The 13,342-nt window shown below is 64.3% G+C and carries 12 protein-coding genes; 10 read left to right on the top strand and 2 right to left on the bottom strand.

Features of this window, described 5'->3' with window-relative positions:
* Genes AC3WS7_RS00760 through AC3WS7_RS00715 form a run of 10 tightly spaced genes read left to right on the top strand, consistent with a single transcriptional unit; the run spans position 1 to position 11,037 of the window.
* Positions 1-1,014, top strand: a complete 1,014-nt coding sequence (locus tag AC3WS7_RS00760; RefSeq protein ID WP_492655035.1) for an L-idonate 5-dehydrogenase — start codon at positions 1-3, stop codon at positions 1,012-1,014.
* A 42-nt stretch (positions 1,015-1,056) separates the two neighbouring features.
* Entirely contained in the window at positions 1,057-2,025 is a 969-nt protein-coding gene (locus tag AC3WS7_RS00755) for a sialic acid TRAP transporter substrate-binding protein SiaP (RefSeq protein WP_296470923.1), read from the top strand.
* 11 nt (positions 2,026-2,036) lie between these two features.
* Positions 2,037-2,648, top strand: coding sequence for a TRAP transporter small permease (locus tag AC3WS7_RS00750; RefSeq protein ID WP_492655034.1), 612 nt, complete (start codon positions 2,037-2,039; stop codon positions 2,646-2,648).
* 14 nt (positions 2,649-2,662) lie between these two features.
* Positions 2,663-4,069 carry a TRAP transporter large permease gene (locus tag AC3WS7_RS00745; RefSeq protein WP_296470926.1) on the top strand — a complete coding sequence of 469 codons (1,407 nt, stop codon included), beginning with the start codon at positions 2,663-2,665 and terminating at the stop codon, positions 4,067-4,069.
* The gene (locus AC3WS7_RS00740; protein ID WP_492655033.1) at positions 4,066-5,589 is read left to right on the top strand and encodes a UxaA family hydrolase; all 1,524 of its coding nucleotides are present in this window, start codon (positions 4,066-4,068) and stop codon (positions 5,587-5,589) included. Before AC3WS7_RS00745 ends, AC3WS7_RS00740 begins: the two co-directional genes overlap by 4 nt.
* Positions 5,590-5,609: 20 nt before the next feature.
* Positions 5,610-6,821 carry a D-mannonate dehydratase ManD gene (gene manD / locus AC3WS7_RS00735; protein ID WP_492655032.1) on the top strand — a complete coding sequence of 404 codons (1,212 nt, stop codon included), beginning with the start codon at positions 5,610-5,612 and terminating at the stop codon, positions 6,819-6,821.
* Positions 6,821-8,338, top strand: coding sequence for a mannitol dehydrogenase family protein (locus AC3WS7_RS00730; RefSeq protein ID WP_492655031.1), 1,518 nt, complete (start codon positions 6,821-6,823; stop codon positions 8,336-8,338). The genes manD and AC3WS7_RS00730 overlap by 1 nt, the downstream gene beginning before the upstream one ends.
* Positions 8,335-9,294: a sugar kinase gene (locus tag AC3WS7_RS00725; protein ID WP_492655030.1), complete on the top strand. Its 960-nt coding sequence runs from the start codon at positions 8,335-8,337 to the stop codon at positions 9,292-9,294. Before AC3WS7_RS00730 ends, AC3WS7_RS00725 begins: the two co-directional genes overlap by 4 nt.
* Positions 9,295-9,310: 16 nt before the next feature.
* Positions 9,311-10,318: a zinc-binding alcohol dehydrogenase family protein gene (locus AC3WS7_RS00720; RefSeq protein ID WP_492655029.1), complete on the top strand. Its 1,008-nt coding sequence runs from the start codon at positions 9,311-9,313 to the stop codon at positions 10,316-10,318.
* A gap of 5 nt (positions 10,319-10,323) precedes the next feature.
* On the top strand, positions 10,324-11,037 hold the full coding sequence (locus tag AC3WS7_RS00715) for a YceI family protein (protein WP_492655028.1): 714 nt from the start codon (positions 10,324-10,326) through the stop codon (positions 11,035-11,037).
* 39 nt (positions 11,038-11,076) lie between these two features.
* Here AC3WS7_RS00715 and AC3WS7_RS00710 read toward each other — a convergent pair whose 3' ends face one another.
* Positions 11,077-11,691, bottom strand: coding sequence for a hypothetical protein (locus AC3WS7_RS00710; protein WP_492655027.1), 615 nt, complete (start codon positions 11,689-11,691; stop codon positions 11,077-11,079).
* A gap of 181 nt (positions 11,692-11,872) precedes the next feature.
* Positions 11,873-13,294 carry an aspartate kinase gene (locus tag AC3WS7_RS00705; RefSeq protein ID WP_492655026.1) on the bottom strand — a complete coding sequence of 474 codons (1,422 nt, stop codon included), beginning with the start codon at positions 13,292-13,294 and terminating at the stop codon, positions 11,873-11,875.
* Positions 13,295-13,342: the final 48 nt, after the last annotated feature.

Genomic DNA, 13,342 nt, shown 5'->3' with positions numbered 1-13,342 from the left:
ATGAGCCTTGCCTGCACCCTCAACGGCCCGCTGAACCTCAGCGTGGAACACCACGACGCCCAGGAGCCCGGCCCCGGCCAGGTGCGCGTGCGCCTGGGCGCCGGTGGCATCTGCGGCTCCGACCTGCACTACTACCAGCATGGCCGCGCCGGCATCTTCGCCATCCGCGCGCCCTTTGTGCCGGGGCATGAGGCCTCGGGCGTGGTGGACGCGGTAGGCGAAGGCGTGTCCAAAGTCAAAGTCGGCCAGAAAGTGGCAGTGAACCCGGCCCACCCCTGTGGGGTGTGCCCCGCCTGCCGCGCCGGGCGCAGCAACCTGTGCGAGAAGATGGTGTTCCTGGGCAGTGCAGCCATTTTTCCGCACATCCACGGCTTCTTCCGCGAGCACTTTGTGATGGCTGAAGCACAGCTCACCGCCATCGACGAGGACGTGAGCCTGGGCGAGATCGCCTGTGCCGAGCCGCTGTCGGTAGGCCTGCATGCGGTGCGCCGCGCGGGCGAAGTGCTGGGCGCCACGGTGCTGATCACCGGGGCGGGCACCATCGGCTGCATGGCGGTCATTGCCGCGCGTCTGGCCGGTGCCGGCCGCGTGATTGCCTGCGACCCCAGCGAGCGGGCCCGCGAAATGGCCTTGACCGTGGGCGCGGACGAGGCCTTGCCCGATGCCGCCGCCTGGAAGGGCCGCGTGGATGTGGCGCTGGAAGCTGCGGGCCACCCCGCTGCGCTGGCCGGCTGCCTGGCGGCGGTGCGCCGTGGCGGGCGGGTGGTGCAAGTGGGCACGCTGCCCGCAGAGATTCCTTTTCCGGCCAACGACATCATGTCGCGCGAGCTGGACTACGTGGGCGCCTTCCGCGCCGACATCGAATTTGACTGGGCCGTGCAGGCCATTCGCAGCCGACGGGCCGATGTGCGCCCGCTCATCAGCGCCCAGTTGCCGATCAGCCAATCGAAAGCGGCCTTCGATCTGGCTTTGGACAGAGGCCGCAGTACCAAGGTGCAGCTCATTCCCGGCTAAGACCCGGCTGCGCAACATTCACAACAAGAGGAGACAGACACCATGACATTCCAACGCATTACCCTGGCCCTGGCTGCAAGCCTGGTGGTCGCCGCCCCGGCCTTCGCGCAGACCAAGCTCAAATGGGCCCACGTGTACGAGCCGGGCGAGCCCTTCCACACGGCGTCCGTCTGGGCGGCTGAAGAAATCAAGAAGCGCACCGGTGGCCGCTACCAGATTGACGTGTACCCCGCGTCGCAGCTGGGCAAAGAGAACGACATCAACCAGGGCCTGAGCCTGGGCACCGTGGACATCATCATCTCGGGCTCCAGCTTTGCAGCCAAGGCCTTCCCCCGCATCGGTGTCACCTACTACCCCTACACCTTCCGCAATGTGGACCACCTGCTGGCCTATACCCGCAGCGACATCTACAAAGAGCTGACTGCCGGCTACGAACAAAAAAGCGGCAATGAAATCATTGCCACCACCTACTACGGCACCCGCCACACCACCAGCAACAAGCCGATTGCCAAGTGCGCCGACCTCAAGGGCCTGAAGATGCGCGTGCCCGATGTGCCCGCCTACCTGGCCATGCCCCGCGCCTGCGGTGCCAACACCTCTCCCATTGCGTTTGCCGAGGTCTACCTGGCGCTGCAAAACGGCACCGTGGAAGCGCAAGAGAACCCGCTGCCCACCATCGAAGCCAAGAAGTTCTACGAAGTGCAAAAACACATCGTGCTGACCGGCCATATCGTGGACCACCTGAATACCGTGGTGGCTGGCGGGCTGTGGAAGAAGCTGTCGGACGCTGACAAGAAAATCTTCTCGGACGTGGCACTGGAAGCCGCTGCCAAGGCGTCCAAGGAAGTGGCTGCGCGTGAAGGTGAACTGGCCGCCGTCTTCCGCAGCAAGGGCGTGAGCGTGACGGATGTGAACACCGGCGAGTTCCGCGACACCGTGCTGAAAAACGTGCCCTTTGAGCAGTACGGCTACCAGAAGTCGGACTGGGATCGCATCCAGGCCATCAAGTAAGGCGAGCCGACATGACGCTTCATAGCTCCCTGCCCCTGTCAGGCGGCGCATCAGAGTCACATCCGGTTGAGACCAGCGCGGAAGCGCTGGTCGCCAGCTTCGCAGAGGCCGACCAGCACACGGTGGACCTCTCCGTCTATGGCGTGGAAGACTGGGTGTGCCTGGGCTTCTTCTGGGCCATGGCCGGCTTGGTGTTTCTGCAGTTTTTCAGCCGCTATGTGCTGAACGACTCGTACGCCTGGACCGAGGAACTGGCCGTGTACTGCCTGATGCCGGTGGTGTTCATTGGGGCGTCCATGTGCGTGCGGCGGGTGCGGCACATCCAGGTCAATCTGGTGTACCGCTACCTGCCGGTGTCCGCTGGTCGGGTGCTGTCCACGGCCGTTGATCTGGCCGCCATCACCTTCTACAGCTATGGCGCCTGGCTGGTGGCACGCTACGCGCTGGCGGTGGACAACGAACCCATGACCACCATCAACTGGAACAAGAGCCATGTGTACTGGTTGGCGTTTGCCGGCTTTGCCCTGATGGCCCTGCGTGCCGTGCAGGTGGCGGTAGAGAACTGGCGGCGCGGCTTCTCGGCGCTGCAAAACCCTGGCTTCTTTGACGGCTCCACCGACTGAACGGAACCCCCTCCATGTTGATCCTGATTGTTTCCTTCTTGGGGCTGATGCTCTGTGGCCTGCCGGTGGCGGTGGCCATGGCCGGTGGCTCGCTGGTCTACATCCTGGTGTCGGGCAGCGTGCCCGACATCGTGCTGGCCCAGCGCATGATTGCGGGCATCGAGTCCTTCCCGCTCTTGGCCGTGCCCTTCTTCATTCTGGCCGGCAACCTGATGAACATCGCCGGCATCACCAGCCGCATTTACAACTTTGCCGTGGCCCTGGTGGGCTGGATGAAGGGCGGCCTGGGCCAGGTCAACATCATCGGCTCGGTCATCTTCTCGGGCATGTCCGGCACGGCCATTGCCGATGCCGCGGGCTTGGGCTCGATCGAGATCAAGGCCATGAAAGAGCATGGCTACAGCACCGAATTTGCCGTGGGTGTGACGGCCGCTTCGGCCACGCTGGGCCCCATCATTCCGCCTTCGCTGCCCTTTGTGATTTACGGCATGATGGCCAACGTCTCCATTGGTGCGCTGTTTGTGGCGGGCATCCTGCCCGGCCTGTTCATGACAGCGCTGATGATGGCGACCGTGGCCTTTTTTGCCCACCGCAATGGCTGGGGCGGCGACGTGGCTTTCCACTGGGGCCGCCTGGGCGGCGCCACGCTGGAGATTCTGGTGGTGCTGGCCTTCCCCATGGCGGTGTGGCTGGCGGTCAAGGCCGGTGCCTCGGTCAACCTGGCCGCGGGGGCTGCCTTTGTGGCCCTGCTGGTGCTGGACTGGCGCTACAACTTCTCGGCCGTGCTGGCCCTCATGGCCCCGGTGATCCTGATCGGTGGCATGACCATGGGCTGGTTCACGCCCACCGAAGCGGCCGTGGCCGCCGTCATCTGGGCGCTGTTTCTGGGCCTGGTGCGTTACCGCTCCATGACCTTGCGCACGCTGGCCCAGGCCACGTTCGAGACGATTGAAACCACCGCCTCGGTGCTGTTCATCGTCACGGCCGCGTCCATCTTTGCCTGGCTGCTCACCACCACACAGGCCGCGCAGGCCCTGGCCGACTGGATTTTGTCCATCACCAGCAACAAGTGGGTGTTCCTGCTGCTGGCCAACCTGCTGATTTTGTTTGTGGGCTGCTTCATCGACACCATTGCGGCCATCACCATCCTTGTGCCCATCCTCTTGCCCATCGTGCTCAAGCTGGGCATTGACCCCATCCAGTTCGGCCTCATCATGACGCTGAACCTGATGATTGGTCTGCTGCATCCGCCACTGGGCATGGTGCTGTTTGTGCTGGCACGCATCTCCAAACTCTCGGTGGAGCGCACCACCATGGCCATCCTGCCCTGGCTGATTCCGCTGATGCTGGCACTGGTGGCCATCACCTACATCCCCGCACTGACGCTGTGGCTGCCACATCAGATGGGGCTGATCAAATGAACCCCATCATTCGCATCCACCCGGCCGACGACGTGGTGATCGCCCGGCAACAACTGCTGGGTGGCACCCGCATCGAGTCCGAAGGCATCACGGTCTCCGGCCTCATCCCGCCGGGCCACAAGGTGGCGGTGCGCGCCATCGCGGTGGGCGAACCGGTACGGCGCTACAACCAGATCATTGGCACCGCAACACAGCCCATCGCAGCGGGCCAGCATGTGCACACCCACAACCTGGCCTTCAGCCGCTTTGACCGCGGCCACACCGTGGGCGGCGATGTGCGGCCCGTGGCCTATGTGGACACGCCGGCCACGTTTGATGGCATCAAACGCCCCGACGGCCGGGTGGCCACGCGCAACTACATCGGCGTGCTGACCAGTGTGAACTGCTCGGCCACGGTGGCACGTGCCATTGCCGACCACTTCCGCCGCGACATCCACCCCGAAGCACTGGCCGCCTTTCCCCAGGTGGATGGCATCGTGGCGCTGACCCATGGCGCCGGCTGCGCCACCGACAGCGAGGGGGAAGGCCTGCAGGTGCTGCGCCGCACGCTGGCTGGCTATGCACGCCACGCCAACTTTGCGGCCGTCATCGTGGTGGGCCTGGGCTGCGAGACCAACCAGATCCAGGGACTGCTGGCACAAGAAGGCCTGCGCGAAGGCGCCAAGCTGGTGACCTTCAGCATCCAGGACACCGGTGGCACCGCCAAAAGCGTGGCGCGCGGCATTGAGGTAGTGAAGCAATTGCTGCCCGAGGCCAATGCCGTCAAACGCGAACCTGTGCCCGCCAGCCACCTGATCGTGGGGCTGCAATGCGGCGGCTCGGACGGCTACTCCGGCATCAGCGCCAACCCCGGCCTGGGCGCGGCCGTGGACCTGGTGGTGCGCCATGGTGGCACGGCTGTACTGTCAGAAACGCCCGAGATTTACGGCGGCGAACACCTGCTGCTGCAACGCGCGGTGTCGCAAGCCGTGGCCGACAAGCTGGAGGCTCGCCTGCAGTGGTGGACCGACTACTGCACCCGCCACCACGCCGAGATGGACAACAACCCCTCGGCCGGCAACAAGGCCGGTGGCCTGACCACCATCCTCGAAAAATCCCTGGGCGCCATCGCCAAGGGTGGCACCACACCCATGGTGGATGTGTACGAGTACGCCCAGCCCATCACCGCCAAAGGTTTTGTCTACATGGACACGCCGGGCTACGACCCGGTGTCGGCGACCGGACAGGTGGCGGGTGGCGCCAACCTCATTTGCTTCACCACCGGCCGTGGCTCTGCCTATGGCTGTGCGCCCTCGCCTTCGCTCAAGCTGGCCACCAACAACGCGCTGTGGGCCAAGCAGGAAGAAGACATGGACATCAACTGCGGCACGGTCATCGACGGCAGCGAGAGCGTGGAGCAACTGGGCGAGCGCATCTTCCAGGAGATGCTGGCCGCCGCCTCGGGCCGCAAGACCAAGAGCGAGCTACATGGCTATGGCCAGAACGAATTTGTACCCTGGGCGCTAGGCGCCGTGATGTAACCCCTCTCCCCCACACCACCATGAAAATCACTTCCGCCAAAGTCATCGTCTGCGCACCCAGCCGCAACTTTGTGACCCTGAAAATTGAAACCGACGAAGGCCTGACCGGCATTGGTGACGCCACGCTGAATGGCCGCGAGCTGGCCGTGGCCAGCTACCTGACCGAACACGTCATCCCCTGCCTGATCGGCCGCGACCCGCAGCAGATCGAAGACATCTGGCAGTACCTCTACAAGGGCGCTTACTGGCGCCGTGGCCCGGTCACCATGAGCGCGATTGCCGGGGTGGACACGGCGCTGTGGGACATCAAGGCCAAGGCCGCCAACATGCCGCTCTACCAATTGCTGGGCGGCAAGAGCCGCACCGGCGTGATGGTCTACGGCCACGCCAACGGCAAAGACATTACCCAAACCGTAGAAGAAGTGCTGCGCTACAAGGAGATGGGCTACAAGGCCATTCGCGCGCAGAGTGGCGTGCCCGGTTTGGAAAAGGTGTACGGCGTGGGCCGCGGCACCATGTTCTACGAACCTGCAGATGCCGACCTGCCCAGCGAGCACGACTGGTCTACCGAGAAGTACCTGCGCCACACGCCCGAGTTGTTTGACAAGGTGCGCGCCGCCGTGGGCCCGGACATTCACCTGCTGCACGACGTGCACCACCGCCTCACGCCCATCGAAGCGGGCCGCCTGGGCAAAGACCTGGAGCCCTACCGCCTGTTCTGGATGGAGGACGCCACCCCAGCCGAAAACCAGGAGGCCTTCCGCCTGATCCGCCAGCACACCACCACGCCGCTGGCGGTGGGCGAGATTTTCAACACCATCTGGGACTGCAAGGACCTGATCGAGAACCAGCTGATCGACTACATCCGCACCACCGTGGTCCACGCCGGCGGCATCACCCATCTGCGCCGCATTGCGGATCTGGCTGCGCTCTACCAGGTGCGCACCGGCTCACACGGTGCCACCGACCTGTCGCCAGTGTGTATGGGCGCTGCGCTGAACTTCGACCTGTGGGTGCCCAACTTCGGCATTCAGGAATACATGCGCCACACCGATGAGACGGATGCCGTGTTTCCCCACGCGTATTCGTTCAAGGATGGTTATATGCACCCCGGCGAAGCCCCAGGCCATGGTGTGACCATCGACGAAACGCTGGCCGCCAAGTACCCGTACAAACGCGCTTACCTGCCGGTCAACCGCCTGCAACACGATGGCACGCTGACCAACTGGTGATGGTGGATATGAACCGATTGAATGACACCACGCTAGCGGCCCTGCCCGCCGCCGTGGCCCGCCCGGCCTATGAGCGCCGGGCACTGAAAACCGGCATCGTGCATTTGGGCATAGGCGCCTTCATGCGTGCCCACATGGCGGCGGCCACCGAGGCGGCCATCGCCGCGGGCGACTTGCGCTGGGGCATTGCCGGCGTATCGCTGCGCCAGCCCGACACGCGCGATGCACTCGCGCCACAGGACGGGCTTTACACCCTGGCCATCCGCGATGCGGACGCCCAAGGGCAGCCACGCCAACGCCTGCAAATCATTGGTGCGGTGCAAAGCCTGCTGGTGGCACCGGAGAACCCACAAACCGTACTGGATGTGATAGCCGCCGCGGACACCCGCATCGTGAGTCTGACCGTGACGGAAAAAGGCTATTGCCACGACCCTGCCACCGGGACACTGCGCCTGGACCACCCGGACATCGTGCACGACCTGGCGCATCCGCAAGCGCCCCGCTCCGCCATCGGCATGCTGGTCTACGGCTTGCAACTGCGCCACGCGCGCGGCCACGGGCCGTTGACGCTGATGTCGCTGGACAACCTGCCAGCCAACGGACGCGTGCTACGCGCCGCGGTGCTGCGCTTTGCTGAAGAAATGGATAGCACGCTGCGCATATGGATAGAAGGCCAATGCCGTTTTCCATGCTCCATGGTGGACCGCATCGTGCCCAAAACCACCGATAGTGACCGTGCCACCGTGAGCGCGGCGTTGGGCTGCAATGATGCCTGGCCCGTGCTGGGTGAGCCGTTTTTTGACTGGGCGATTGAAGACGAATTTGCCGCAGACCGCCCGGACTGGACACTGGGCGGCGCACGCTTTGTACCCGACGCGGAGCCCTTTGAGCGGCTCAAGCTGCGCATGGTGAACGGCACCCACTCCAGCCTGGCCTACCTGGGCGCCATGGCCGGCTGGCACACGGTCGACAAGGCGATTGCCCAGTCGGCACTGCGCACACACATCGAGGCGTTGATGCGCGACGAGATTGAACCTACCTTGCCGGCCCTGCCCGGCCTGGATTTGGCGGTGTACCGCAACAACCTGCTGGCCCGCTACGCCAACCCGGCCCTGGCCCACCGCACGCAACAAATCGCCATGGACGGCTCCCAAAAACTGCCACAGCGCCTGCTGGGCACGCTGCGCGACCGGCTGGCCCGGCAGCTGCCCGTGACACGCATGGCGCTGGGCCTGGCCGCGTGGATGCATTACCTGCGCGGCGTGGATGAACTGGGGCAGAGCTACCGCATTGACGACCCGCATGCGGCGGCGCTCACCGCGCTGTACCAGCAGTCGCTGGGCCAAGGCGTGAGTCCGCACACGGTGCAAGCCATGCTGGCCTATGCGCCGGTGTTTGGCGACCTGGCAGGTAACGCCGCGCTCACGGCCGCGCTGGTGCCGCTGTTGCAATCGCTGCAGGCGCACGGGGTCGCGACCACACTGGAAGCGGTCAACCGCGGGGAGCTGGCAGCGTGAGCAACATCCCCGGCACACTCGACGTCCTGTCCATGGGCGAAACCATGGCGCTGCTGGTGGCGCAGGAGCCCGGCCCGCTGGCAGACGTGCAGAGTTTCAGCAAACGCATTGCCGGAGCCGACACCAATGTGGCCATCGGCCTGGCCCGGCTGGGCTTCAAAGTCGGCTGGGTGAGCCGCCTCGGGGCGGATTCGTTTGGCAGCCATGTGCGCAAGACGATCGAAGCCGAAGGGGTGGACACCTCGCAGGCGGAGATTGACCCGCAGCGCTCTACCGGCTTCATGCTCAAGTCGCGCAGTGTGGATGGCAGCGACCCCGCCATCGAGTACTACCGCCGCGGCTCAGCCGCCAGCCAGCTCAGCAAGGCACACCTGAAAACCGACTACGCGCTGCGCGCCCGGCATATGCATGCCACCGGCATCACACCCGCCCTGTCACCGGCCGCCCGCGAGTTGGTGGCCCACGCCATGAAGACCCTGCGCGCCGCGGGCCGCAGCGTGTCGTTTGACCCCAACCTGCGTCCCAGCCTGTGGCCCGATACCGCCACCATGCGCGACACCCTGAACGACCTGGCCCGCAACGCGGACTGGGTGCTGCCGGGAATCGACGAGGGCAAGCTCCTGACCGGGCAAACCACCCCGGCCGACATTGCCGCCTGGTACCTGGACCGGGGCGCCAAAGCCGTGGTCATCAAGCAAGGTGCCGGGGGTGCCTACTTTCGCACCGCCACTGGTGAAGAAGGCCAGGTTCCCGGCGTGCCCGTGCCCGTGGTGGTGGACACCGTGGGCGCCGGCGATGCGTTTGCCGTGGGCATCATCAGTGCGCAACTGGAAGGGCTGGGCTGGCCGCAGGCCCTGCGCCGCGCCAACTGGATTGCCTCGCGCGCGCTGCAGGTGGTAGGCGACATGGAAGGCCTGCCGACCCGCGCTGCATTGAACGCACAGAATTTGGAATAAACCTGAGGAACCCGTCATGCTGACCGTTGTTTGCGAAACCCCCGGCACCCTGCGTGCCCACGACCGCCCCCTGCCCACGCGCGCGGCAGATGACGTGCTGCTGCGCGTGAAACGCGTGGGTGTGTGTGGCACCGACCTGCACATCTTCACCGGCAACCAGCCCTACCTGAGCTACCCCCGCGTGATGGGGCACGAGCTGTCAGGCATTGTGGAAACCGCGCCTGCCGGCAGCGCCTTGCAATCCGGCGACACCGTGTACGTGATGCCCTACCTCTCGTGCGGCAGTTGCATTGCCTGCCGCGCCGGAAAGACCAACTGCTGCACCCGTATCCAGGTGCTGGGCGTGCACACCGACGGCGCGTTTACCGAGTACCTGTGTGTGCCCCAGCAGTTTGTGCACAAGGCCGAGGGCGTGTCGCTGGACCAGGCGGCGATGGTGGAGTTTTTGTCCATCGGCGCCCATGCGGTGCGCCGCTCGGGCGTGGGCCAAGGCCAACGGGTGCTGGTGGTGGGCGCGGGCCCCATCGGCATGGCGGCCATGATTTTTGCGCAGCTGCGTGGCGCCACCGTCACCGCACTGGACGGGCGCCAGGACCGGCTGGACTTTTGCACCCAGTCGCTGGGGGTGCATGCAGGCATCGCGCTGGGAGATACCGACGAAGCCCAACTGGCCGCACTGACGAACAGCGAGTTTTTTGACGTGGTGTTTGACGCCACCGGCAACCCCAAGGCCATGGAGCGCGGTTTCAAATTTGTGGCACATGGCGGCAGCTATGTGCTGATTTCGGTGGTGGGTGCGAACATCACGTTCTCGGACCCCGAATTCCACAAACGCGAAATGACCCTGATCGGCAGCCGCAATGCCACCGCCGAAGATTTTGAGACCGTGCTGAACGCCATGCGCGCTGGGCTGATTCCACAGGCCCTCAATACCCACCGCCTGACGCTGGCCGAGGTGCCCACCAAGTTCCAGGACCTGCTGGACCCCAAGGCCGGCGTGATCAAGGCGATTGTGGAGTGCTGAGCCACATGGGGCACCGGTGGGCACACGCGCCGCTGCTGGCGTGCATCACCATGCTGGCGGGGTGTACCGCTACGCCCACCGGGCTCACACCCGTCGTGCCGGCTGCGCCCGGCCTTGCAACGCAAGCCACCCCGGTGCCTGCCGCGACCACACGCTACCGCGTGGACCCTGCAGCCTCCACGCTGCACATCCTGGTCTACCGCGGCGGCCCCATGGCCCGGCTGGGCCACAACCATGTGGTGAGTTCACGCAACCTGCAGGGCCGCGTATGGCGAGGGGCTGTGCTGGAAGACTCGGGCTTTGACATCACCGTGCCAGTGAACGAGCTGGTGGTGGACGACACCGCGGCACGGGCCGCCGAGGGCGCGGACTTCCCACTCAACATCAGCGAAGACGCCAAGCAGGGCACCAAGGCCAATATGCTGCGCGACACCTTGCTGGACGGCGCGCGTTACCCGGAGATTCGCATCACATCCGTGCACGTGCAAGGGGATACCAAAGCGCCGGTGGTCACCGCCGCACTGCGCATCAAGGACCAGACCCGCCAAGTCACCGTTCCCGTCACCCTGCAAACCATCGGCCAGGGGCTGCAGGTCACGGGCAGCTTCGCCATCAGGCAAAGCGATTTCGGCATGACGCCGCTGAGCATTGCGATGGGGGCGCTGCTGGTGGTGGACACGGTGCACATCAAATTTGTGCTGGTGACAAATTCTGAATAAAAAAGCTGGCTGGCCCTCGCACACAAAGCTTCTGACGGGCTAAGGCGCCGCTTGCGCAGCGGGCATCCGCCAGTCCGTAAACTCCGTGAACGTGACATCCCGGCAACGCCCGCTGGCGCCTTCGCCGTGGCCTTCGTAGAAGTTCCAACGGTAGGCCATCTCGGTGTTGTCCCGGCAGGCCACGTCTTGGTACAACTGGCCGTAGGTGGCTCTGGCACCCGAGGAGGAGCGGAAGCTGTCGACGATTTCAGCCACCAGCACGCCGTTGCGGGGTGACAGCTTCAACATGCCAAAGGACGCATTGCTTGGTATGTCGTACTCCACATACAGGGCGCTGCGCTCCGGGTCCGGGAAGGCCTTGTTGACCAACACAAACACCGCCTCTTGCTGCGCCACCAGTTCTTGCAACGTGAGGTGGACAAACGAGCGGGATTTGATTTTGGCGCCGAACTTGAGTGCTGGCCCCAGCACCAGCAAGGGCTTGCGCTCGCCGGTGGCCGCGGGGTTGAAGCGGTGCATCAGCGGCTTCTTGAACGTCTCGACCACCGCCGAGAACACCTCGTCATCGCTGAATTTTTGCTGCTGAAGCTCCAATGCTCCCGCAGTGCTCGCCGCCGACAGCAGCATGGCGGCCAGAAATTGTGGTGTTGTCACATCCCTCTCCTTTGTGCTTCCCAGCCGTGCCAGATGCGAACCCCTGGGGAAAAATACAAGCCAAATAGGCGCCTAACCCTTATGGATACTGCGCGAGCAGCTCCTATTTCAGGAGCATCTTGCAGTACCCCCTAGCGCAGGCGCTTGGCCGGCGCTCAGGGCCTTTCTGCATCCAGCGCTATCAGCCGCGTGGCACCGGCGTGCCGGAGTTGACGCACAACGCCATGTTGAGCGCCTTGATGGCGGTTTTGTAGTCGGCACGCTCGATCACAAACTGCATGTTCACCTGGCGCAAGGTCTGCGACACGCAGTTGACGTTGACCCCCGCGTCGGCCAGCGCCTGCGCGGCCTTGGCCAACACACCGGGGATGCCGATGTTGGAGCCGATGGTGCAGACGATGGCGCTGGGCTTGACCGTCACCACTTGGTACAAGGTTTCGAGTTCGGCCACGAGTTCAGCCGTGACCTGGTTGTCCCACACCAGATGGGCGATGGAGTTGGCATTGGTGGCTTTGAGGATGTAGCTGATGTCGTGTTTGCAGAACACCTGCATCAGGCTGGCATCAAAGCCCACCGTTCCCACCATGCTGGGGTCGTGGATCTCGATCAAGGTCACTTTGTCGGTGCCGGTCACGATCTCCACGCGCGCGCGCTCGCCCACAAAATCTTTGGTGATCAGCGTGCCAGGGTGGTCCGGCTCGAAGGTGTTTTTCAGGCGAATGGGGATGCCGGCCAGCTCCATGGGCTTGGCGGCCTTGGGGTGGATGGCTTCCATGCCCACGTCGGCCAACTGGTCGGCCACGTCGTAGTTGGTGGCGCCGACCACAATGGCGTTTTCCAGGCCCACCAGGTTGGGATCGGCGGACGAGAGGTGGAATTCCTTGTGGATCACGGCTTCGGCCGGACGCACTTCCACGGCGATCTTGCTGAAGGTGACCTCGGAGTAGCCACGGTCGAACTCGCGCATGATGCCTTCGGTGCCCTTGGTGTAGCCGGTGGCCACGATCACGCTGTTCACCAGGTCCAGGTCCTTGAAACTGTTGGCAATACGATCGTCAATCGTCCAGGCCTCGTTGTCGTCAAAGCCGGCCAAGTCCATCAGCACGGCATTCACGCCATTGGCCTTGATGATTTCCACCGAGTTGAATGCGCTGTGCGACTCGCCAATCGAGGCCAGCACCTCACGCGCGGCCAACAACACATCCTTGCGGCTCAGGTAGCCGCTGGCCAGCACATGCTGCATGGCGCCCAGGTATTCGCGGGCCTGGGCAATGCGCTGGTCAATGAAGGCATCGGCCACGGCCAGCGGCAAGCCGATATCGGCATACCCGGCATTGAGCTTTTTGAGGCTGGCTGCCAATTCGGTCAGCGCGTCCTGGTAACCCTTGCCCTCGGCAAACAAGGCGTAAATGCCGCGCTCGCCGGTTTTCTTGTGCTCCAGCAACTGGTTGGTCACGCCCGAATAGGCCGACACCACGTAAATGCGACCGTAGATACGTTTGGGGTCGTGCAGCACGATGTGGCGCAGCACATCACCAAAGGCGGTCATGGAGGTGCCGCCGATCTTTTCGACAGAGATCTTGGAGGAATTGACGTCTTGCATGGACAAGCTGGGAAGAGCAAAAAGGTTGTAGAGCGGGGCGAGCGTTTC

It is taken from the genome of Rhodoferax sp. EU05-FHT12H12 (assembly GCF_058791215.1).
The sequence above is the reverse complement of the archived record's forward strand: the minus strand, read 5'-3'. Positions and strand labels throughout refer to the sequence as shown.